This window comes from Citrobacter sp. LUTT5 (assembly GCF_009905315.1).
Lineage (GTDB): Bacteria > Pseudomonadota > Gammaproteobacteria > Enterobacterales > Enterobacteriaceae > Citrobacter > Citrobacter freundii.
This window is the reverse complement of the sequence record NZ_CP047606.1, coordinates 1,621,642-1,644,100: the sequence shown is the minus strand read 5'-3', so window position 1 is coordinate 1,644,100 and position 22,459 is coordinate 1,621,642. Positions and strand designations below refer to the sequence as shown.

At 53.9% G+C, this 22,459-nt stretch carries 23 protein-coding genes; 11 read left to right on the top strand and 12 right to left on the bottom strand.

Annotation, left to right across the window (positions count from 1 at the left end; translation table 11 throughout):
* The first annotated feature begins 64 nt into the window (after positions 1 to 64).
* Complete coding sequence (locus tag GUC46_RS07750; RefSeq protein ID WP_072324107.1) at positions 65 to 265, top strand: hypothetical protein; 201 nt, start codon at positions 65 to 67, stop codon at positions 263 to 265.
* Between the two features lie 38 nt (positions 266 to 303).
* Here GUC46_RS07750 and GUC46_RS07745 read toward each other — a convergent pair whose 3' ends face one another.
* A complete protein-coding gene (locus GUC46_RS07745; protein WP_102190545.1) occupies positions 304 to 1,500 on the bottom strand; it encodes a nicotinamide mononucleotide deamidase-related protein YfaY in 1,197 nt (398 codons plus the stop codon).
* 79 nt (positions 1,501 to 1,579) lie between these two features.
* Positions 1,580 to 2,122, bottom strand: a complete 543-nt coding sequence (locus GUC46_RS07740) for a YfaZ family protein (protein WP_016150689.1) — start codon at positions 2,120 to 2,122, stop codon at positions 1,580 to 1,582.
* 317 nt (positions 2,123 to 2,439) lie between these two features.
* Here GUC46_RS07740 and nudI point away from each other — a divergent pair, with 317 nt between their 5' ends.
* The 8 genes from nudI (at position 2,440) to arnF (ending at position 10,525) form a co-directional block, all read left to right on the top strand.
* Positions 2,440 to 2,865 (top strand): nucleoside triphosphatase NudI, encoded by a 426-nt coding sequence (nudI, locus tag GUC46_RS07735; RefSeq protein WP_003027643.1) that lies wholly within the window; start codon positions 2,440 to 2,442, stop codon positions 2,863 to 2,865.
* Positions 2,866 to 3,148: 283 nt separating this feature from the next.
* The gene (gene arnB / locus GUC46_RS07730) at positions 3,149 to 4,288 is read left to right on the top strand and encodes a UDP-4-amino-4-deoxy-L-arabinose aminotransferase (RefSeq protein ID WP_102190546.1); all 1,140 of its coding nucleotides are present in this window, start codon (positions 3,149 to 3,151) and stop codon (positions 4,286 to 4,288) included.
* A 2-nt stretch (positions 4,289 to 4,290) separates the two neighbouring features.
* On the top strand, positions 4,291 to 5,274 hold the full coding sequence (gene arnC / locus GUC46_RS07725; RefSeq protein WP_003027648.1) for an undecaprenyl-phosphate 4-deoxy-4-formamido-L-arabinose transferase: 984 nt from the start codon (positions 4,291 to 4,293) through the stop codon (positions 5,272 to 5,274).
* Positions 5,271 to 7,253, top strand: a complete 1,983-nt coding sequence (gene arnA, locus GUC46_RS07720) for a bifunctional UDP-4-amino-4-deoxy-L-arabinose formyltransferase/UDP-glucuronic acid oxidase ArnA (protein WP_049002879.1) — start codon at positions 5,271 to 5,273, stop codon at positions 7,251 to 7,253. Before arnC ends, arnA begins: the two co-directional genes overlap by 4 nt.
* Complete coding sequence (arnD, locus tag GUC46_RS07715) at positions 7,250 to 8,152, top strand: 4-deoxy-4-formamido-L-arabinose-phosphoundecaprenol deformylase (RefSeq protein ID WP_003027653.1); 903 nt, start codon at positions 7,250 to 7,252, stop codon at positions 8,150 to 8,152. The genes arnA and arnD overlap by 4 nt, the downstream gene beginning before the upstream one ends.
* Complete coding sequence (gene arnT / locus GUC46_RS07710) at positions 8,149 to 9,807, top strand: lipid IV(A) 4-amino-4-deoxy-L-arabinosyltransferase (protein WP_106107090.1); 1,659 nt, start codon at positions 8,149 to 8,151, stop codon at positions 9,805 to 9,807. Before arnD ends, arnT begins: the two co-directional genes overlap by 4 nt.
* Entirely contained in the window at positions 9,804 to 10,139 is a 336-nt protein-coding gene (gene arnE / locus GUC46_RS07705; protein WP_130714488.1) for a 4-amino-4-deoxy-L-arabinose-phosphoundecaprenol flippase subunit ArnE, read from the top strand. Before arnT ends, arnE begins: the two co-directional genes overlap by 4 nt.
* A complete protein-coding gene (gene arnF, locus GUC46_RS07700; RefSeq protein ID WP_057101400.1) occupies positions 10,139 to 10,525 on the top strand; it encodes a 4-amino-4-deoxy-L-arabinose-phosphoundecaprenol flippase subunit ArnF in 387 nt (128 codons plus the stop codon). The genes arnE and arnF overlap by 1 nt, the downstream gene beginning before the upstream one ends.
* Before the next feature lie 2 nt (positions 10,526 to 10,527).
* Here arnF and pmrD read toward each other — a convergent pair whose 3' ends face one another.
* The 9 genes from pmrD to GUC46_RS07655 form a co-directional block, all read right to left on the bottom strand.
* Complete coding sequence (gene pmrD, locus GUC46_RS07695) at positions 10,528 to 10,791, bottom strand: signal transduction protein PmrD (RefSeq protein WP_003839377.1); 264 nt, start codon at positions 10,789 to 10,791, stop codon at positions 10,528 to 10,530.
* 95 nt (positions 10,792 to 10,886) lie between these two features.
* A complete protein-coding gene (gene menE / locus GUC46_RS07690) occupies positions 10,887 to 12,311 on the bottom strand; it encodes an o-succinylbenzoate--CoA ligase (RefSeq protein WP_058842314.1) in 1,425 nt (474 codons plus the stop codon).
* On the bottom strand, positions 12,308 to 13,270 hold the full coding sequence (menC, locus tag GUC46_RS07685) for an o-succinylbenzoate synthase (protein WP_003027669.1): 963 nt from the start codon (positions 13,268 to 13,270) through the stop codon (positions 12,308 to 12,310). The genes menE and menC overlap by 4 nt, the downstream gene beginning before the upstream one ends.
* Positions 13,270 to 14,127, bottom strand: coding sequence for a 1,4-dihydroxy-2-naphthoyl-CoA synthase (gene menB / locus GUC46_RS07680; protein WP_003027671.1), 858 nt, complete (start codon positions 14,125 to 14,127; stop codon positions 13,270 to 13,272). Before menB ends, menC begins: the two co-directional genes overlap by 1 nt.
* A 14-nt stretch (positions 14,128 to 14,141) precedes the next feature.
* Positions 14,142 to 14,900, bottom strand: coding sequence for a 2-succinyl-6-hydroxy-2,4-cyclohexadiene-1-carboxylate synthase (gene menH / locus GUC46_RS07675; protein ID WP_088903242.1), 759 nt, complete (start codon positions 14,898 to 14,900; stop codon positions 14,142 to 14,144).
* Positions 14,897 to 16,567, bottom strand: a complete 1,671-nt coding sequence (gene menD / locus GUC46_RS07670; RefSeq protein ID WP_130714487.1) for a 2-succinyl-5-enolpyruvyl-6-hydroxy-3-cyclohexene-1-carboxylic-acid synthase — start codon at positions 16,565 to 16,567, stop codon at positions 14,897 to 14,899. Before menD ends, menH begins: the two co-directional genes overlap by 4 nt.
* A gap of 84 nt (positions 16,568 to 16,651) precedes the next feature.
* Positions 16,652 to 17,950 carry an isochorismate synthase MenF gene (gene menF, locus GUC46_RS07665; protein WP_160179999.1) on the bottom strand — a complete coding sequence of 433 codons (1,299 nt, stop codon included), beginning with the start codon at positions 17,948 to 17,950 and terminating at the stop codon, positions 16,652 to 16,654.
* Between the two features lie 104 nt (positions 17,951 to 18,054).
* A complete protein-coding gene (gene elaB, locus GUC46_RS07660; protein WP_003027683.1) occupies positions 18,055 to 18,360 on the bottom strand; it encodes a stress response protein ElaB in 306 nt (101 codons plus the stop codon).
* 63 nt (positions 18,361 to 18,423) lie between these two features.
* The gene (locus GUC46_RS07655; RefSeq protein ID WP_003845092.1) at positions 18,424 to 18,885 is read right to left on the bottom strand and encodes a GNAT family N-acetyltransferase; all 462 of its coding nucleotides are present in this window, start codon (positions 18,883 to 18,885) and stop codon (positions 18,424 to 18,426) included.
* Between the two features lie 67 nt (positions 18,886 to 18,952).
* On the opposite strand from GUC46_RS07655, the gene rbn reads away from it, so the two are divergent.
* The gene (gene rbn / locus GUC46_RS07650) at positions 18,953 to 19,870 is read left to right on the top strand and encodes a ribonuclease BN (RefSeq protein WP_032949697.1); all 918 of its coding nucleotides are present in this window, start codon (positions 18,953 to 18,955) and stop codon (positions 19,868 to 19,870) included.
* 64 nt (positions 19,871 to 19,934) lie between these two features.
* The gene (locus tag GUC46_RS07645) at positions 19,935 to 20,939 is read left to right on the top strand and encodes a chemotaxis protein (RefSeq protein ID WP_003839364.1); all 1,005 of its coding nucleotides are present in this window, start codon (positions 19,935 to 19,937) and stop codon (positions 20,937 to 20,939) included.
* Positions 20,940 to 20,999: 60 nt separating this feature from the next.
* On the opposite strand, the gene nuoN is transcribed toward GUC46_RS07645, so the two are convergent.
* On the bottom strand, positions 21,000 to 22,457 hold the full coding sequence (gene nuoN, locus GUC46_RS07640; RefSeq protein WP_003027689.1) for an NADH-quinone oxidoreductase subunit NuoN: 1,458 nt from the start codon (positions 22,455 to 22,457) through the stop codon (positions 21,000 to 21,002).
* Positions 22,458 to 22,459 lie beyond the last annotated feature (2 nt).

Here is a 22,459-nt window from a genome sequence, read left to right as displayed (position 1 = left end):
TTCTCACGTCAGCGAATTTATTCATGAAGTTGCCGAACGTTCCCCCCATCATAAGAAGAGGTTGATGACAATCGCAGAGAGGCTAAAACAAGAAGGTCACCACAATGGGCTACAACAAGGGATAAAACAAGGGTTAGAGCAAGGGGTGCAAAAAGGAACGCAAGAAGAAGCCTTACGTATCGCGCGCATGATGCTGGAAAATGGAATTGATCGTGATTTGGTTCGGTTAATTACTGGGCTATTGCCTGACGATGTCACAGAATGAGTCAGATTGGGAAGGTTTGTAACCTTCCCTGTTAATAATTAAATCGTGAGCGACTCAACCACTTCGATCCAGCCGTGCTCGCTGGCAAGATCCTGATTGTTAAGCCAACGGCGCAGCATATTTAGCGCCATCATTGCGCACACTTCCTGACGAATCGACAAGCTGTAGCGATTAGCGTTCAGCCGAACGCGCAAACCATATGTCCCATTGGGGGTGGCCAGCGCAAAGTTAATATGTTCGTTTTCGAAAGCTGATATCGCCAAAGCCAGCCCGGCATAATGTTTGCTACGTCGCTCGGTTACCCAATGCGCCGTTTGCGCCAGCGTTTCTTCCTGGGGCGGAACAACTTCGCTCGCCAACAACGGAGCATTAGCGCGAGAAAGCTGCAACGCGACCAGACCACCGGTAAATTGTTCGCTCAGCGTCAGACTGTATTGTCGTTCCTGTAACGTGCGGGCAATTTGTGCAGGCAAACCTTCCGTACCTTCAAAAATCATGTTTTGCCCGGCAACCTTTTTCACCTCAGGCCACAGCGCCAGCATCGCTTCGCGTTGGGAATCCGGCCCGGTCAGCTTCAGCTCAATAATCGGCATTGAGGAGCGATATCCCATTGTTACACCCGGTGGCAAAGTTAGCGGATCCAGGCTTTGTGCCAGCTCGCTTTCAGAACGGCCAAAGGTGGTTAATCGCAGGCATAACGGGGGCTGAGCCAAAGAGAAACGCTCACGCAAACGCGGCAGAATCTCATGCTCAACCATGACTTTGAATTCTGACGGTACACCCGGTGTAAAAAACATCAGGCAGCGGTTAAGCTTCAGGGCGAACCCACACGCGGTACCCACCGGATTATTGATAAACTCCGCGCTGGCGGGAAGTTCAGCCTGTTTGCGGTTGCTCGGCGCCATCACGCGGCCACGATCGCGGAAATATCGCTCCATCTCGGCGAGCCATGCTTCATGCAGCACCAGCCCTTCGCCTTTTGCCGTTGCCGCTGCCAGCGCGCTCAAATCATCGCTGGTTGGCCCCAAACCGCCATTAACGATCAGTATATCGGCGTGTTCGCTACGCTCACGCAAAACGGCGACTAAATCGTTAAGATTGTCACCTACCGTGTTGCGGCGTGTTAGCGGTAAACCCTGATTAAAGAAAAAATCGGCCAGCCAGGCGGCATTGGTGTCGACGATTTGTCCGTGCAACACTTCATCCCCGGTGGATAGCATCTCCACGTTTAACATCGTGTTCTCCTGCTTTTATGATGAAAACACTATAACGCATGGAGGGGGGAAGGCGCGACTGAACGCCGCGCCAGAAATGTTAGAAGCTGGCGTTAACCCCAACGTACGGGCCATCAGCAATTGCGTTATCACGGTTACCGTCTTTACCTGCCAGGTTCAGGTAACGATAACCGGCTTCGATGCTCAGCGGACGCATAATAGTCAAACGTGCACCAGCATTTGCTTCTTCATAGCTGTCGATACCGCTGGAAAGCGAATCAGGAGAGTAATAGTACTCACCAAACAGACGAATGCTGTCGCCGATCGGCCACTGTAAACCACCACCGACAGCCGCAGCATAACCTTCATCGCCATCGTTTGGATTGGTATAAACACCTTTACCACCAACGGTCGCCAACAGTGGACCCAGCGGGATATTCAGCCCCAGGCCCAGCCCAGCAACATCGCCGTCGTCATCATTATGCATCCAGTTGCCGCTGACGGCCAGACCGGTGGTCTCAGTACCCATACCGAATCCAAGGTTGGTGTAGTCTTCGCCAGCCTGACCGTTGATGCTAATCGCGTTTGCCGAAGCAGAAACAAACAGTATTCCGGCAAAACCCAACAGTAAACTTTTTTTCATTTTCTATCCTTTCCTGCAAGAATCAAAACATAGCCCCAAAACCGGTGAATTGTACTGTCAGATGACGAGGAATCAATGAGCTAAAAAAGCGATGCAAGACCATATTGTAACTAAATACTACTTAATGAGATTAGATAAGGTTAAATTTTTGTATGTAATCTATCGTTCGCACCCCTGAACGCCATTTTCAACAACAATCAATTTTTCCTCGCCCGTACGGACTTAATCGTCGATGAAGCGTTTTTTCTCCAGCCAGCAAAAGGTAAGATAGGTGGATGATGGAATTCTTAATACCCGCCCCTGGAAGGACTTGACCTATGCGCCAAAGAACAATTGTTTGCCCATTAATTCAAAACGATGGCTGCTATTTACTCTGCAAAATGGCTGACGACCGCGGCGTGTTTCCCGGTCAGTGGGCGCTGTCTGGCGGTGGCGTTGAGCCGGGTGAGCGCATCGAAGAAGCTTTGCGTCGGGAAGTGAGAGAGGAGCTGGGCGAGCAGCTGGTGTTATCAGAAATTACGCCATGGACATTCAGTGACGATATTCGTACTAAAACGTACGCGGATGGCAGCCAGGAAGAGATTTATATGATTTATCTCATCTTCGATTGTGTGGCAGCTAATCGTGAAGTGAACATTAACGAAGAGTTCCAGGCGTTCGCCTGGGTTAAAGCGGAAGATCTCGGCACCTACGACTTAAATATCGCCACACGTAAAACGTTAACCTTGAAAGGGTTACTGTAAGTCCCCCGAGTTTAAACGTAATATAAACAATGATCACATTAGCGGTATTGCTCTCAGCATTCAGCAACAGAGAACAATACCGCCATAATGACAAAAAACTCTTTATATTCAAACAAATAAATCACTCCCACTGTCTTTGTTATTATCTCCCAAACCTTAAACCCTTAAGGATAAATTAACCTTCGGCCATTAACCTTTGTAGCCTGATGAAATAATTAACGACGCCCCTGTTTAGTCCCAAAAATAAAACTTCGGTAGCGTTAAATGGCTTGAAGGAATAATGATGTCTGACTTTTTGCCTTTCTCTCGCCCGGCAATGGGTGCTGAAGAGCTTGCCGCTGTAAAAGCGGTGCTGGACTCTGGATGGATAACCACTGGCCCGAAGAACCAACAGTTGGAAGAAGCCTTCTGCCAGCTCACAGGAAATCAACACGCCGTCGCCGTCTGCTCTGCCACGGCGGGTATGCACATCACACTGATGGCGTTGGGCATAGGTGCAGGCGATGAGGTCATTACGCCTTCAATGACGTGGGTTTCCACCCTCAACATGATTGTCCTGCTGGGTGCGACGCCAGTCATGGTCGACGTCGACCGCGATACACTTATGGTCACACCTGAGCAAATTGAAGCCGCTATTACCCCACGAACTAAAGCCATTGTTCCAGTACATTACGCAGGCGCCCCCGTCGATCTTGACGCGATTTATGCCATTGGCGAGCGGTATGGTATTCCGGTCGTAGAAGATGCAGCCCATGCCGTAGGAACGCAGTATAAAGGCCGCCATGTCGGCGCGCGCGGCACGGCAATCTTCTCATTTCACGCCATCAAAAATATCACCTGCGCAGAAGGTGGACTGATTGTTACCGACGACAGCCAGCTTGCCCAGCGGCTTCGCAGCCTGAAGTTTCACGGTCTGGGCGTTGATGCTTTTGATCGACAAACCTATGGCCGGGCACCGCAGGCCGAAGTGCTTGCGCCAGGATACAAATACAACCTGACGGATATCAATGCCGCTATTGCGTTGGTACAGCTGAATAAGCTGGAGCAACTGAATTCACGCCGGGCGCAAATTGCCCAGCAATATCAGCAGGCGCTGGCTGATACGCCATTTCAACCGCTGGACCTGCCCCGGTGGCCGCACGTTCATGCCTGGCACTTATTCATCATTCGTGTTGACGAAACCCGCTGCGGGCTGAGCAGAGATGCCCTGATGGAAGCGCTGAAGACTAAAGATATCGGCACCGGTCTGCATTTTCGTGCAGCCCATACGCAAAAATATTATCGCGAACGCTTCACTACCCTTTCGCTCCCAAATACTGAATGGAACAGCGCGCGCATCTGCTCGCTGCCGTTATTCCCAGACATGACCGAAGCGGATACCCAGCGGGTCATTACGGCACTTCGCGAGATTGCAGGACAATAATCATGTTTGAAGCAGCACCAATCAAAAAAGTCTCGGTGGTCATTCCCGTTTTTAATGAACAGGAAAGCCTGCCAGAGTTAATCAGACGCACCAGCGCCGCCTGCGAGAAATTGGGTAAAGACTATGAAATTCTGCTGATCGACGACGGTAGCAGTGACAATTCCGCTCAGTTGATGATGAACGCCTCCCAGGCACCAAACAGCCATATTGTTTCTATTTTGCTGAATCGCAATTACGGGCAACACTCGGCGATTATGGCCGGTTTCAGCCATGTCACTGGCGACTTGATCATCACACTGGATGCCGATTTGCAGAACCCGCCGGAGGAGATCCCACGGCTGGTTGCCACCGCAGATGAAGGCTTCGATGTGGTGGGAACGGTACGTCAGAATCGTCAGGACAGCGTATTTCGTAAGACCGCCTCACGCATGATCAACCATCTGATTCAGCGCACCACCGGAAAAGCGATGGGTGACTACGGTTGCATGCTACGCGCCTATCGCCGTCACATCGTCGATGCCATGCTGCATTGCCAGGAGCGCAGCACCTTTATCCCGATTCTGGCCAACATTTTTGCCCGTCGCGCGACGGAGATCCCGGTACATCATGCAGAGCGCGAATTTGGTGATTCCAAATACAGCTTCATGCGTCTGATCAACCTGATGTATGACCTGGTGACTTGCCTTACCACAACACCGCTTCGCATGCTGAGTCTGTTGGGCAGCGTGATCGCCGCCACGGGCTTTACCTTATCAGTCTTGCTTGTTGTTCTGCGCCTGACGCTCGGCCCACAGTGGGCCGCGGAAGGGGTATTCATGCTGTTTGCCGTCCTGTTTACCTTTATCGGCGCACAGTTTATTGGCATGGGTTTACTCGGCGAATATATCGGTCGCATCTATAACGATGTCCGCGCCCGCCCCCGCTATTTTGTTCAACACGTTATCCGCCCACAAACCACGCAGTCAACCGAGGAAAACCGCGCATGAAAGCCGTCGTATTTGCCTATCACGATATGGGATGTCAGGGTGTCCAGGCCTTGTTGGATGCAGGTTATGAAATCGCTGCCATTTTTACGCACACCGACAATCCGGGTGAAAAAGCGTTTTTTGGATCTGTTTCCCGCCTCGCGGCCAGCGCCGGTATTCCGGTTTACGCCCCTGACGAGGTTAATCATCCCCTGTGGATTGAGCGCATTAGCCAACTGGCACCTGATGTTATCTTCTCGTTCTACTATCGCCATTTACTGAGTGATGAGATCCTCAGCCTTGCCCCTAAGGGTGCATTTAATCTGCACGGCTCGCTGCTGCCGAAATACCGTGGCCGCGCGCCGCTGAACTGGGTACTGGTCAATGGTGAAACCGAAACCGGCGTCACGCTTCACCGGATGGTCAAACGCGCGGATGCCGGTGCCATTGTTGCCCAGCAGCGGGTTGCTATTTCGCCCGATGATGTGGCGTTAACGCTGCACCATAAATTGTGCCAGGCAGCGCGTCAGTTACTCGAAGAGGCGCTGCCCGCGATTAAAACGGGAGATTATGCAGAACACCCCCAACAGGAAGCAGAGGCGACCTGTTTTGGTCGCCGCACGCCGGAAGATAGCTTCCTCGACTGGAACAAACCAGCCGCAGAGTTGCATAACCAGGTACGCGCCGTCAGCGATCCATGGCCGGGCGCATTTAGCTATGTTGGTACGCAAAAATTCACCGTCTGGTCGTCACGTGTTTGCAAAAATGACCGCGCAGCCCAGCCAGGAACCGTCATCTCCGTTTCTCCTTTGCTGATCGCCTGCGCTGATGGCGCACTGGAGATTATTACCGGGCAAGCTGGCGATGGTATTGCCATGCAGGGGTCACAGCTGGCGCAGGTTCTGGGCCTGGTACCAGGTTCTCGCCTGAACAGCCAGTCAGTTACTACCGCTAAACGCCGTACTCGCGTGCTGATCCTTGGCGTCAATGGCTTCATTGGTAACCATCTGACCGAACGCCTGTTGCAAGAAGACAATTACGAAGTGTATGGACTCGACATTGGCAGCGACGCCATTAGTCGTTTTCTGCAGCATCCACGATTCCATTTCGTCGAAGGCGATATCAGCATTCACTCCGAATGGATTGAATATCATGTGAAAAAATGCGACGTCGTGCTGCCGCTGGTAGCGATCGCCACGCCAATCGAATATACCCGCAACCCGCTGCGCGTGTTTGAGCTCGATTTTGAAGAGAACCTGAAAATCATTCGCTACTGCGTGAAATACCGTAAGCGCATCATTTTCCCGTCAACCTCCGAAGTCTACGGCATGTGTACCGACAAAGTTTTTGATGAAGACAGCTCGAACCTGATCGTCGGTCCGGTCAATAAACCACGCTGGATCTACTCCGTTTCCAAGCAGTTGCTGGACCGCGTAATCTGGGCATACGGCGAAAAAGAGGGATTGCGCTTCACCCTGTTCCGTCCGTTTAACTGGATGGGACCGCGTCTGGACAGCCTTAACGCCGCGCGTATCGGCAGCTCACGCGCCATTACCCAACTGATCCTCAATCTGGTGGAAGGTTCACCGATTAAGCTGATTGAAGGCGGTAAGCAAAAACGCTGCTTTACTGATATTCGCGATGGTATCGAAGCCCTGTACCGCATCATTGAAAACGAAGGCGGACGCTGCGATGGCGAAATTATCAACATCGGTAACCCGGAGAATGAGGCCAGTATTCAGGAACTGGCAGAAATGCTGCTTACTTGCTTTGAAAAACACCCATTACGCAACCACTTCCCGCCGTTTGCCGGTTTCCGTGACGTCGAAAGTAGTAGCTACTATGGTAAAGGTTATCAGGACGTTGAGCATCGTAAACCCAACATTCGTAATGCAAAACGCTGCCTGAACTGGGAGCCCACCATTGAGATGCAGGAAACGGTAGAAGAGACGCTGGACTTCTTCTTACGCAGTGTGGATATCACGGAACACACATCATGACCAAAGTAGGCTTGCGCATTGATGTCGATACTTTCCGGGGGACGCGCGAAGGTGTGCCCCGCCTGTTGGAGACATTGAACCGGCATAACGTTCGGGCAAGTTTTTTCTTTAGCGTTGGACCTGACAACATGGGGCGCCATCTCTGGCGTCTTGTGAAGCCACAATTTCTGTGGAAGATGCTGCGTTCAAACGCAGCATCGCTCTACGGATGGGATATATTGCTCGCGGGAACCGCGTGGCCGGGAAAAGAGATTGGCCAGGCCAATGCGGCGATCATTGCCCAAACCGCCCTGATTCATGAAACCGGTTTGCATGCCTGGGATCACCATGCCTGGCAAGCGCGAAGCGGAAACTGGAATGATAAACAGCTGATTGATGATATTTCACGAGGCATTACCGCCCTTGAAGCCATCATCGGACAACCGGTTACCTGTTCTGCGGTTGCCGGATGGCGTGCCGACAACCGCGTCGTCGAGGCAAAAGAAACGTTCCATTTACGCTATAACAGCGACTGTCGGGGAACGTCGCTGTTTCGCCCTGTACTGGCGTCCGGGAAAACAGGTACGCCGCAAATTCCCGTCACGTTACCAACATGGGATGAAGTGGTTGGTCAGGAGGTGCAGGCGGTGGACTTCAACGCTTATATTCTCTCCCACATCCAGATGAGCAGAGGAACACCGGTGTACACCATTCATGCGGAAGTTGAAGGCATCGCCTTTCATCAGAATTTTGACGAGCTGCTTACTCGCGCCGCGGACATGGGGATGACATTTTGCCCGCTTGGCGAGCTGTTACCAGACGATATCAGCACCCTGCCAACAGGGCAGATCGTGCGGGGAAAAATACCGGGCAGAGAGGGATGGCTCGGCTGCCAACAACCGGTGAGTGCGACACAATGAAACCTGTTGCCCGCTACACTCTGGCCTGTATCGCGTTTATTGCGCTGTATTTTATTCTCCCCATCAACAGTCGCCTGCTCTGGCAGCCTGATGAAACGCGCTATGCCGAAATCAGTCGGGAAATGCTGACGTCCGGCGACTGGATCGTGCCGCACTTTTTAGGGCTTCGTTACTTTGAAAAACCGATTGCCGGATACTGGTTAAACAGCATCGGGCAATGGTTATTTGGCGCTAATAATTTTGGCGTCAGAGCGGGGGCTATATTTGCCACCTTGCTGACGGCGCTACTGGTAGCCTGGCTTGCCATGCGGTTATGGCAGGATAAGCGTACCGCCGTACTCTCTTCTGCTATCTTTTTAACGTTTTTCTCGGTTTACAGCATCGGCACCTACGCGGTACTTGATCCCATAATTGCGCTTTGGCTGATGGCGGGCATGTGCTGCTTTTGGGAAGGCATGCAGGCCACCACCAGAACGCGTAAAATCATCGCTTTTTTGCTGTTAGGGTTAACCTGCGGCATGGGCGTGATGACCAAGGGCTTCCTGGCGCTTGCCGTTCCTGTGCTCAGCGTACTGCCGTGGGTTTTCGCGCAAAAGCGCTGGAAAGATCTCATACTCTACGGTCTGCTGGCGGTTATCGGCTGCGTCGTGATTGTGCTGCCGTGGGGAATAGCGATTGCCCAGCGTGAGCCGGATTTCTGGCATTACTTCTTCTGGGTTGAACATATTCAACGCTTCGCACAGGATGATGCCCAACACAAGGCTCCCATCTGGTACTACATTCCGGTATTCGTGGCTGGCGCATTACCATGGCTCGGGCTGCTTCCTGGCGCGCTGCGTACGGGCTGGCGTGAGCGGGATGTTCCGCGCAGCGCACTGTACCTGTTAAGCTGGATTGTCATGCCAATCCTGTTTTTCAGCATCGCCAAAGGAAAACTGCCGACCTATATTCTTTCTTGCTTCGCCCCGCTGGCGATATTAACGGCGCGTTTCGGCCTACAGGCCGCGGAAAAAGGCTCCGCCGCACTGCGCGTGAATGGCTGGATCAACGTGCTGTTCGGCGTGACCGGCATTGTCGCCACATTTATTGTTTCCACATTGGGTCCGTTAAAGACGCCGGTCTGGTCGCATATCGAAACGTATAAGGTGTTTTGCGCGTGGGGTATTTTTATCACCTGGGCACTGTTCGGCTGGTATACGCTAAATAACCGCGAGAAGAACTGGAAATTCGCCGCGCTGTGTCCGCTGGGACTCGCGCTGTTGTTTGGTTTCTCAGTCCCTGACCGGGTGATGGAGTCTAAACAGCCGCAGTTTTTTGTCGAGATGACTAAAGAGTCGCTGGAGTCGAGCCGTTACATTCTCACCGACAACGTTGGCGTTGCCGCAGGGCTGGCCTGGAGCCTGAAGCGTGACGACATCATGATGTACGGCCAAACGGGAGAGTTAAAATATGGCCTCAACTACCCGGATGCTCAGGGGCGCTTTGTTAGTCGGGAAGACTTTGCCGACTGGTTAGCGCAACATCGTCAGCAAGGAAATATTACGCTCGTGCTCACGATTGATAAGGATGAAGATATTAATCAACTCGCTCTCCCTCCCGCTGATTACATTGATAATCAGGGGCGACTGGTCCTGATTCAGTATCGGCCAAAATGATCTGGATAGCCTTAGTTCTCGCCAGCCTGCTCAGCGTCTGCGGCCAGCTATTCCAGAAGCAGGCGACCCGACCGGTGTCCGTTCGTGCGCGAAAACGCCACGTCACGCAATGGATTGGGCTTGCTCTGGCAAGCCTCGGTCTGGCCATGCTGCTATGGCTGGCGGTACTGCAGAACATTCCTGTCGGCATCGCCTACCCCATGCTGAGTCTTAACTTTGTATGGGTGACGCTGGCCGCGTGGAAAATCTGGCGCGAACCCGTCACTACACGCCACTGGCTGGGGGTTGGGCTGATCATTACCGGCATCTTTATTCTTGGGAGCGCAGTGTAATGGGCATCTTTTGGGGATTATGTAGCGTTATTATCACCTCCGCAGCCCAGTTGAGCCTCGGCTTCGCAATGGATAATCTGCCGCCAATGATGCAGCCGCTGGCGTTCATCTCCGCCGTATTATCTCTCAGTATTGGAGCGTTTGCTTTATCTGCCGGGCTGGCAGGCTATTTGCTGTCGGTTATTTGCTGGCATAAAGCCCTGCACCAGCTCGCGCTGAGCAAAGCTTATGCCCTGCTCAGCCTGAGCTATGTGCTGGTTTGGGTTGCATCAATGATTCTGCCCGGCTGGCAGGGAACATTTTCAGTAAAGGCGCTGGTTGGGGTACTGTGCATCATGGCGGGTTTAATGACGATTTTTCTGCCTGCAGACAAGCACCGGCGCTGAGCTCATTTATCTGCCGACAGTCGTAACAGGCGCTCCCATTCGTCACATATGTACTGTCTGGCATCGATTATTTTAATCACGCGGGATACATCGCGATTAACACAATACTGCGCATCTTTCAGCGGTGAAAGAAGATCGCCAGGTTTAACCCGCTCGAAAGATTGCGCCTCAGCGAGCATCTTAAGCGAACCACCACTATCGCAAAGTACGATATAGAGCCTCTCTGCTTTCTTGTGACAGCAAGACTTCTTCACATGCCATTCCATAGCGCACCTTTTGTTAAAAAATTTCACAATAGGTTACACTTCAGCAGATAAACAAAAGGACAATAGCTGCGGAATGACAAAAATGAGAAATGTAATTAATGCTTTCTTAATGTTAATGATGAAGCACTTACCCAATCCGACAACGCACGACGCGAGATTTTAATCCCTCCGGCTTTAAGCTCGGGTGGCAATGTCAACCAACATACCGGTTGCTGAAAGCGTGCCAGCTTATCTTTTACCCACTCTGCCAGATTAGTTTCTCCAGCATTAGCGTCATACTCAACGACCGCCACCGGGCGATGGCCAAATTCTTTGTCTTCTATCGGCACAATAAAGGCCTGCAGAACATGTGGATGTGCGGCAATCACGCGTTCCACCTCTTCCGGCTGTATGCCTTCCCCGCCGCTAAAGAACAGATTGTCCATACGACCGACAATGGTTAACTTGCCGTCCTTCAACACGCCGCGATCGCGGGTTGCAAACCAGCCTTCCGCGTTCACTAAAGGCATAAGCTGTCCGTTACGCCAGTAACCTTGCGCCATGCTGGCGGCCCGTAGCCAAACTTCGTCATTAACGATCCTGACTTCCCGCCCCGGTAAAGCAGAGCCCACATCCGCCAGGCCATCTGCCTCTTTCGCACAAACCGTAGAAGCAAACTCCGTCAATCCGTAACCGCACCAGCAACGAATCCCCTGTTCACGCGCCTGTTCCGTCAACTCAACAGGAATTGCCGCACCGCCCAGCAGCACCGCTTTTAGCGTGACTGGCGTGTTATTAACAAGTAAGCGCCACAGTTGCGTGGGCACCAGTGAAGCGTGAGTGCATCCAGCCAGCATTTGATCCAGCGGCTGTTTGTCGCGCACGGTCATTCGCGCCCCGGCGAACAACCATCGCCACAAAATGCCTTGCCCGGAAACATGAAACAGCGGCAGTGAGAGCAGCCAGTCATCCTCAGCACCAAACGGCATTAATGACAGTACGCCCTGCGCGCTTGCCAGATGCGCCTGACAGGTATGCACCGCCGCCTTTGGTAATCCGGTAGAACCTGAGGTTAACGTCATCGTGCTCAAACGCTCGGGCAACCATGCGGCGGCGTGATCGCCCGGCAACGACTGCATCTGTAACGGACTGAGTTCCGGGAGTGCGATAGCAGCCTCCAGATCCAGCGCAAAACGTAGCGTTAAGTCCGGGACCAGCGCATCAAGCAGCGACTGAGGCAACTGTGGGTTCACAGGTAAAACCCGCGCCCCACACTGCAGCAGCGCGAGCCAGGCCAGCAAAGCGCGCGGATGATTCCAGGCGCGAAGCAGGACGCCATCGCCTTCTTCCACGCCCTGAGCGGCAAAACCGCTGGCCAGATGGTCGATGCGCGCGCAGAGCTCGCTCCAGCTTAATGCCTCATCGTTGAGGCGTAAGGCTGGCGCCTTCGCACGAACCTGTCGCCAGTGACGCCACGGCCAGTCACTGGGTTGTATCAGGCCCGATAAGCTCACGCTATCGGGCCTTTCCTGCTGGGTCATAGCAGACGTTCCAGCGCATCAACGTCGATACACGGCAACGCGCTACCCGGCCAGGTGCGTACCTGCTGGCACTGCATCAGGCTCAGGGTATCCAGACCCGGGATGGTTTGCGGCGTCAACCAGGCGGCAATTCGCGCCAGCTGGGTTAAGCCCAGACTCGACTCGATTGACGAACTGATAACGGCAGTAAGACCAAGCGCATGCGCCGCTGCCACCTGTTCACGGACTTTATCGAGACTGCCGGTCAGCGTAGGTTTGATAACCACAGCCTTGACGCCCTCTTCGGCTTCGAAGGTGAAATCCGCTTCACGCAAACTTTCATCCCAGGCGATGGCAATGCCGGTTTCACGCGCGAAGGCACGAGAATCATCACGGGTTTTGCACGGTTCTTCGAGGAAGGCAATGCGTCCGCGATACTCCGGATTAACGTATTTCGCGAACTGCTGAGCTTTCAACGGCGTCCAGGCCCGGTTGGCGTCAAGTCGTAAATGCAGCTCCGGGATCGCCTCAAGTAACAGATTGGCTACCATGCCGTCGCGAACCGCTTCATACAGACCGACCTTAATCTTCGCCACTTTTTCGCCCGGCATGTCCGCCAGTTGCAGTACCAGATCGTCAGGATCGCCCGTACACAGCGGTGCAGCACGATAGTCTGCGTCCTGTGGCAATACGCCAGCCAGTTCGGCCAGCGCACAGCTTACGCCAAAGGCGACTGAAGGCAGTTGCGGTAAGGAGGCATCCCCTTGCAGCCAGCCTTTCACCCAAGCCAGCAACTCGGTTTGCGCTTCTTCCCAGCTTTCCTGACTGAAGCCCGGCAGCGGGGAGATTTCTCCCCACCCTTCACGCTCACCGTCACGAAGACATACGTATAACCCGTCACGCGTTTTTAACCGCCTGTCGCGCAGAATCACCCCCGCGTCCATGGGGATCTGCCAGCGGTATACCTGCGCGCTACGCATTACGGATTCCGTTTGAATTTGCTGAAATCAGGCTGACGTTTCTGGTTAAAGGCGTTACGGCCTTCCTGACCTTCTTCCGTCATGTAGAACAGCATAGTGGCGTTACCTGCCAGCTCCTGCAGACCTGCCTGACCATCACAGTCGGCGTTCAGTGCAGCTTTCAGGCAGCGCAGCGCCATTGGGCTGTTTTGCAGCATTTCGCGACACCAGCGTACTGTCTCTTTTTCCAGATCCGCCAGCGGAACCACGGTGTTGACCAGCCCCATATCCAGCGCCTGTTTCGCATCGTACTGACGGCACAGGAACCAGATTTCACGCGCTTTTTTCTGACCGACGATGCGCGCCATATAGGAAGCGCCCCAACCGCCGTCGAAGGAACCGACTTTTGGACCGGTCTGACCGAAGATGGCGTTTTCAGCCGCAATGGTCAGGTCACACATCATGTGCAGCACATGACCGCCGCCAATGGAGAAACCTGCAACCATCGCTACTACCGGTTTCGGACAGGTACGAATCTGACGCTGGAAGTCCAGTACGTTCAGGTGATGCACACCGGAGTCATCCTGGTATCCGCCGTAGTCGCCACGTACCTTCTGATCGCCGCCTGCACAGAACGCTTTATCGCCCGCACCGGTCAGAATAATTACGCCGATGTTGTCATCATAGCGAGCATCCGCCAGCGCCTGGATCATCTCTTTCACGGTGACCGGACGGAAGGCATTGCGTACCTGCGGACGATTAATGGTGATTTTTGCGATACCGTCGGTGGATTTCTCGTAAAGAATGTCGGTATAGCCTTCAGAGCAATCGTGCCATTCTACCGGTGCGTAAAGCATTGTTTCATCAGGATAGATCATAAAATGTCCTATAGTCAGCGACGCAGAATCTGAGCCAGACAGTCCACTACACCCGCGGGGTTGTCCCGATGCGCGTTGTGTCCGGCATTACGAATCACATGGTTTGGTACTGATATTTCCGCCGCCAGAGCGCGGAATTTATCGTCACGTTCACCACATAAATAATAAAACGGAAATGTGCGCGTCGTGAGTTGCGCACGTAAATCAGGTTGTACGGCAAGCGAGGTGGCCTCCAGCATTGCCGCCAGCGTTTGCCCATTATTCTGGCTACGCAGAGCGACCAGCGCCTCTCTTTGTGCCGTGTTCAGCGAGGAAAAAACGGGCTGTAGATACCAGTCATTAAACACCTCACGTAGCGGCTCTGCGCGAAAACGCGCAGCCCAGCGGCCATCCGAGAGACGACGCTGAACGCGCGCCTCTTCGCCTTGCAAGCCTGGATGTCCACCTTCAACCACCAGACCACAAAGCCCTGGCATCTCCTGACAGGCCGCCATCATCGCGACTCTGCCACCAAGAGAGTATCCCACCAGCCAGTATTTGAGTATGTTGTAACTAAATAGAGTGTTACGCAGCAAAACGTTTACGTCATCGAATCCGCTCACGCTGATGTCAGCGGAGCCACCGTGTCCCGGCAGATCAATGTATAGCCGCGAATAATCCTGAAACGCTTCGCCGACCGTCTGCCATTCCCGACAATCGCCAGAAAAACCGTGCAGGAAAACCAGCCAGGGAAATCCCGTCTGGCCCTCTTTCGCCTGCGCATGCAGGATCATAGATGACTTACCTGCGCCAGCAGTTGCTGCAAGGTTTGCGCGCCGTCAGTTTCATTCACCACCAGCTCAATCACCGTGGCCGCAGGAGTACGCCAGGCGTTAGTCAACGCGCTCTCCAGTTGCTCCCAGTTTTCCGGGCGCTGGTATTTAAGGTTAAACATGGCGGCAGCATGCTCGAAATGTACGTTCTGCGGCATCAGATAGAACCGTTCGCGTTCGCTCGCTGGCGTCGGCAGCAGAGAAAAAATCTGTCCGCCGTTATTGTTGACCACTATCAGGACAAACGGTGCAGAAACCTGGCGCAATAACGCCAGCGCATTCAGGTCATACAATGCAGATAAATCGCCAACAATCGCCAGCGTCGATTTCGCGCTGGCACGCTGTACACCTGCTGCCGTTGACAGCAGGCCGTCAATACCGCTCGCGCCACGGTTGCTATAGACCGGGTAACCAGCCGGAAGCTGCGACAGCGCATCAATCAGGCGTACCACCAGACTGTTACCCACGAACAGCTGCCCCTGCTCCGGCAAGTATTCGCGAATACGGTGGGCTAATTGCGCTTCACCAAACGCCTCACGACGGGCTTCTACCGCCTGCCAGGCCAGTTGTGCCAGGCGAGGGATTTCCACGTACCAGGGCTGACGTTTCTCCGCCGGATGCAGCTCCAGCCAGTCGCCAACTTTCGCCACCAGCCTGCGGCCACGATGGTGAGCCGGATCGAGGCGGCCTTCGATATTATCGACAATCCAGTATTCCTGCGGATCGCAGTTAGCCTGCCATTGCAGGAGTCGTTTTCCGGTCAGGCTGCTACCAAGCTGCACCACAATCTGCGCCTGCTGTAACTCAGCTACCGCTTTCGCATTTCCCAGCCACAGGTCGGCGCACGGCAGCGGTTGTCCGGTTTGCGACAGAACATCACCAATCAGCGGCCAGCCTAACGTCTGCGCCCACTGCGCAACCTTCTTACCTTCTTCTGCGCTCATGCGGCCCGCAATGACTACGCCGCGTTTTTGTCGCCAGAAAAACCAGTCGCGCTGTTTGTCGCTTTCCAGCCGACGCGCTTCTCGCAGCCAGGGTTTATCGTCCTGCCACCAGTCGCCGAGGCGCTGCTGCCAGGCAATCCCCGTTTCGTCCATATCGCCATACAGCGGTTCCGCAAACGGGCAATTGATATGAGCCGCCCCGCTATGCAGGGTTGCTAACGCATTATCAATAGTGGACACCAGCCAGCTTGCCGGAATGTCCTGAGTCGGACGCGGTAAAGAGAGCGTTTGCGATGGATGCGAGGCAAACATTCCGGCCTGACGAATCGCCTGGTTCGCGCCACAGTCGATAAGCTCTGGCGGTCGGTCTGCCGTAAGTAAAATTAGTTTTTCACCGGTCAGGCCCGCTTCAATCAACGCGGGATATAAATTCGCCACCGCGGTACCGGACGTCACAATCACGGCGACAGGCTGACGGCTAACTTTTGCCAGACCTAAGGCCAGATGCCCAAGACCACGCTCGTCAAAATGGGTGTGGTGGATGAATGCGGGGTTTTCCGCTGCCGCCAGCGTCAACGGTGTAGAACGAGAGCCAGGGGCAATGCAGACATGCCTGACGCCGTGGCGAGTGAGTGCTTCCAGAATGACCGCCGCCCAGCGTCGGTTAAATGCGCTTACTGACATGAGATTGTCCGGTATCAATATTGCGACACAGTATAAAGAATCGAATAAATGGATTTTTGATATGAGTCGGTAATGTGTGACTCATTAGGCTTCCATCTGTAATAAAGTACGTAAACCCGCCGCTTTGTTGTCTATTTCTTGCCATTCCTGCTCAGGATCTGAACCACGTACGATCCCTGCCCCGGCATACAGGCGCACCACGTTTGCGCTAATTTTCGCCGAACGTAGTGACACGCAAAACTCACTTTGGTGCCGTGAAAGATAACCCGCAGAACCGGCATACCACTCACGTTCAAAGGGTTCATTTTGTTGGATGAATTCACGCGCCAGCTCTCGCGGAATACCGGCGACAGCCGCCGTGGGCTGGAGTTGCATCAGGCAAAGCATATCGTCGGCCTGATTCAGTTCCGTCCAGATGCAACGGCGCAGGTGCTGCACTTTACGCAGTCTCAGCACCTGTGGCGGCAGCACGTCGAGAGTTTGCGTACAGCCTTGCAGGCGCTGGCAAATATCTTCAACCACCAGCATATTCTCACGCTGGTTTTTATCATCTTTCATTAGCCATTCACCCAACTGCCAGGCGCGATGATCCTCAGGGTGGTTAGCAACGGTTCCGGCCAGCGCCTCGGTGCGCAGCGCCGTGTCTCGCCGCCGATACAGACGCTCAGGGGAAGAGCCAAGAAAAGCGGAGTCGGCAGAGAATGCCATAAAGAAATGGTAGCAGTTCAGGTTTAAGCGACGGCTGGAAGCCATCACGGCCGCGGCATTAACCGACTGAGAAAACTGTAAGTCGGTCGCCCGTGCCAGCACAACCTTATCGAGTTCTTCCCTATTGATCGTTTGCGTGGCGAGTTTTATCAGATTTGTCCAGCCCGCTTTATCTGGCCAGTTCTGTTCTCCCGTCAAACTGAGACGCAATGCGGGTAGCGGCTTAACGTTGGCAAGCGAGGTGATAAACGCCACCGCCTGCGTGGCGTCGTCACGCAGCGATACGTCGCTATAGAGATGTAAGCGTAAGCTCGCCACCCCGGCACAACGTCGCCACTCCAGCCGCGGCAGCAGCAAATTGCCGCGCTGAGGCTCAAAGGCATTCAGGCCCCAGATACGCAGGTCGGGATGATTATCATGCTGGCGTAAAAACTGCTGAGCTGATTCCAGCGAGGAAAATGCGGCGACGGCTCCCAGTACGGCAGCCTCTTCGTCGCCGTTACGCTGCTGCCAGTAAAACTGGGGCCAGACGGGTTGGCTAGCCAGCCATCCTAAAGCGTCAAACGCATCATTCAGTGGGAAAGGTATGTCGTAAATACGAATTCCAGGTGCGGCTGGTAACTCTTGCGACAAATGACGCATCAGACTTTCCAGCGCAGTAGTGATTGAATGCACGCGGACCTCTCCCTGTTAAAAACCTCACATTATACGGGGTACTGAGCAGAAAAAGCAGTACCCCCAGTTAGGGAGTACGTACAAATGCGATGACAGAACGGAATTTATCGCCGTGCTAACAATAATCCCATCACTAAACCGACTGTGGCGCCAACACCGATCCCGCGCCAGGGTTTTTCGTGCACATAGTCATCCGCCCGACAAACAGCTTTTTTCGCACGGTAATAGTAGCTATCAGAAGCATGGCTGACGCGATTTCTCACCTCTTCTAACGCCCGCTCTGCCCGCGCTTTTAACTCAAGGTATTTTTGATCTGCTGGGTCGCCAGAAGAACGCAGCACCTCTTCCAGCGTTTCACTCAATAATTCCAGATCATCATCGATACGTGATTCATAAGAATGAAAAGACATTATATTCTCCCTTTCAATTGACGTACCCGCTAACTATAGACAACCTGGACTGTTTGTGCCTGTTTACGCCTGATGTGCTTCCCGCGCCATTCCGACGTGTGGAATACCGTCTTCGTCATAGATATCCGTTACCGGAACAAAGCCAAAGCGCGCATAGAACGATTGCAGATGCGCCTGCGCGCCCAGATATAACGCCTTGTGTGGCCAGTGTTGCGCGCAGGATGCCAGCGTCTGGGCCATCAGCTGTTGCCCCAGTTTTTCACCACGCAGCGCTTCGCTTACAATCACCCGACCAATCACCACCGGCTCCAGCTCGTCATCGCTTTTCAGAATCCTCGCATACGCCACCAGCTCATCGTTATGCCAGCCCAGAATATGGCGATTCTCTCCAACCAGGTCATCGCCATCCACATCCAGGTACGGACACTGTTGCTCAACTACAAACACCGCGCATCGCAACTGAAGTAGTGCGTACAGTTGTTGGGTACTCAGCTTTGCATGGTGGAGATCTTGCCAGTGAATCATTGTCTGCCCCTATGTTGTGATAACCTGAACACCCTGCCTTATTGATGGCGAAAAGTGTAACGCGAAGATGGAATTACTATTTTTAGGCACGTCAGCGGGAGTCCCCACTCGCTCACGCAATGTAACGGCAATTTTACTGAATCTGCAACACCCGACTCAGGCGGGGCTGTGGCTTTTTGATTGCGGTGAAGGGACGCAGCATCAGATGCTGACCACCCCTTTCAATCCAGGAAAACTCGATCGTATTTTTATCAGCCATCTGCACGGCGATCACCTGTTTGGTTTACCGGGACTACTGTGCAGTCGCTCAATGGCCGGCAATGTCCAGCCTCTGACGCTTTACGGGCCAAAAGGGTTGCGAGAGTTTACCGAAACCGCATTACGTCTGAGCGGCTCCTGGACCGATTATCCGATGGAAATTGTGGAAATCACCGCAGGTGAGATTGTCGATGACGGCCTGCGTAAAGTCACGGCGTACCCGCTGGCGCATCCGCTGGAGTGCTACGGTTTTCGTATTCAAGAGCATGACAAACCCGGTGCGCTTGACGCTAACGCCCTGAAGGCGGCAGGTGTTAAAGCGGGCCCGTGGTTTCAGGATTTGAAAGCCGGGAAAACTATCGTGCTGGAGGATGGACGTACGATCCACGGCGCCGACTTCCTCGCCCCGGCCACCAGGGGAAAATCAGTCGCTATTTTCGGTGACACAGGACCCTGCGCGTCCGCCATTGAACTGGCTCGAGGTGTAGATGTCATGGTACACGAAACCACGCTGGATGCCTCAATGGAGGAGAAAGCGAACAGTCGCGGGCACAGCTCAACCCGACAAGCCGCACAGTTGGCGCTGGATGCCGGAGTGGGACGCCTGATCATGACCCACGTTAGCTCACGCTATGATGAAAAAGGCTGTCAGCGTTTGCTTGAAGAGTGCAAAGCGATTTTTCCAGACACGGAACTGGCACACGATTTCGCCATTTTCAGCGTTTAACGCTTTATTTTTCCGCCTCAGTGCCGATAACAGTGGAAAGGCTGGCTTTCACACTGAGGACAGGATGAACAATTTCCAGAAAGATATTGATGACAGGACAAACCTAACCCTGTCTAACCGTTTTGAACTGCTGCTATTTCGCCTCGGCAAATCTGTTGAGGAGCAGAAATCAGAGCTATTTGGCATCAACGTATTCAAGCTGCGTGAAATCGTGCCGATGCCGACCTTTACGCGTCCGGCTGGTATGAAGGCCCCGCTGCTGGGTATGGTTAATATTCGCGATCAGGTGATCCCGGTGATTGACCTGCCCGCCGTCGCGGGCTGTAAACCAGAGACCGGACTCAACATCCTGTTGATCACAGAATATGCCCGCAGCGTCCAGGCATTTGCGGTGGAGTCAGTGGAAAACATTATGCGCCTGGACTGGCAACAGGTGCATACCGCCGAGAAAGCCGTCAATGGTCGCTATATCACCAGTATCGCTTGCCTGGACGACAACAAAGAGACCAACAACCTGGCGCTGGTGCTCGACGTTGAGCAGATCTTGTATGACATAGTACCGGCGAACCACGACCTGCGTGCAACCGATCTGAAAACCAATAAATTCAACATCACGCCGGGTGCGGTGGCGATTGTGGCAGATGATTCAAAAGTGGCCCGCGCAATGCTGGAAAAAGGGCTTAACGCCATGGAAATCCCGCATCTGATGCATGTAACGGGCCAGGATGCGTGGGAAAAAATACAGCAGCTTTCCGCAGAAGCGCTGGCGGAGGGCAAGCCTATTAGCGAGAAGATCGCCCTGGTACTCACCGATCTTGAAATGCCGGAGATGGACGGTTTTACGCTTACCCGCAAAATAAAAACCGACGAACGCCTGAAGAAGATCCCGGTCGTTATCCACTCTTCGCTTTCCGGTAGTGCGAACGAAGATCACGTTCGCCGAGTAAAAGCGGATGGCTACGTGGCCAAATTCGAAGTCAATGAGCTTTCTTCAGTGATCCAGGAAGTGATGGATCGCACAGCAAAAGGCATCAGCGGTCCGCTGGTAAGCCGTCAGCTATTGAACTGACCCGTATTTCACGCATAAAAAAACCCGCCGAGGCGGGTTTTTTCGTTACTGCATGTAGCCTTACATCAGCGGAGTCGCTAACTGCACAATGCTGATCAGCGGTTGCGGGTAAATACCCAGCACCAGTACCAGCAGGGCAGAAATCAGCACTACGATACCGCCCGCGCTGTACTGCCAGTTAGACGGCGCATCGCGGTTCAGCTGTTGCGGTGCGCTCAGGTACAGGCTCACGGCAACACGCAGGTAGTAGTACAAACCAATCGCCGAACCGACCACCACAGCGGCAACCAGCCACCACAGGTTAGCCTGCACACCGACTGCCAGTACGTAGAACTTACCGATAAAGCCCAGCGTCATCGGGATACCGGCCAGAGACAGCATCATTACCGTCATCACTGCCGCGAGGATCGGACGATGCCAGAACAGACCACGGTAGGAGAACAGGGAATCCGCATCCGGGCCACGGTACGGGCTGGACATCAGGCTGACCACACCGAACGCGCCGAGGCTGCTGAACAGGTAACCGGCCAGGTAAACGCCAACCGCTTCCATCGACATCTCGCCGCTCTGCAGAGCAATCAGCGCCACCAGCAGGTAACCGAGATGAGAGATAGAAGAGTAACCGAGCAGACGTTTAATATTGGTCTGGCTCAGCGCCATCAGGTTACCGAAGATGATGGAAGCAAAGGCAATCACGCCCAGTACGATACGTACCGCTTCGCTATCCCCTACCGGTGCGTACAGGAACAGACGCATCACCACGCCGAAGATAGCGATTTTGCTCGCCGTCGCCAGGAAGGTGGAAACCGGAGCCGGAGCGCCCTGGTAAACGTCTGGCGTCCACAGGTGGAACGGAACCAGCGAAAGTTTAAAGCCGAGGCCAACAATCATCAGACCGAAGCCCGCCAGCAGCAGCGGTTCGTGCAGCATGCCGTCGCCGAGGCTCTTACCAAGCGCAACAAACGACAGATTGCCAGACTGCGCGTACACCAGCGCCATACCGAACAGCAGGAAGGAAGACGCTGCGGCAGACAGAATGGTGTATTTGATACTGGCTTCCAGCGAACGTTTCTGACGGAACGCATAGCCAACCAGACCAAACAGCGGCAGAGAGATCAGCTCAATACCAAGGAACAGCGCCGCCAGATGGTTAGCGTTAGCCAGCAGAATACCGCCGAGTGCGGCAATCAGCACCAACAGGTAGAACTCTTCCCGGTTGTCGTCGTAGCCTTCCAGCCACGGGTAAGCAAAGGTACAGGTGGCAAGACTGGCCAGCAGCACCAGTCCGGTGTAGAGCATGGCGAAACCGTCAACCCGCATCAGCGGGGTAACGTCCATGGCGCCCGCCTGGCCAACAAACCAGAGCGAAACCAGCGCGGCGTTAAGCCCAATGACCGATAACGTGGCATTGAGGAAGTGATTGCGTCGCCACGCAATGGAGAGCATCACAACCACCACCGTCAAGCCGACGATCAGCAGCGGTAGCAGCGCAATCAGGTGTTGTGGAGTTATTGTCATGG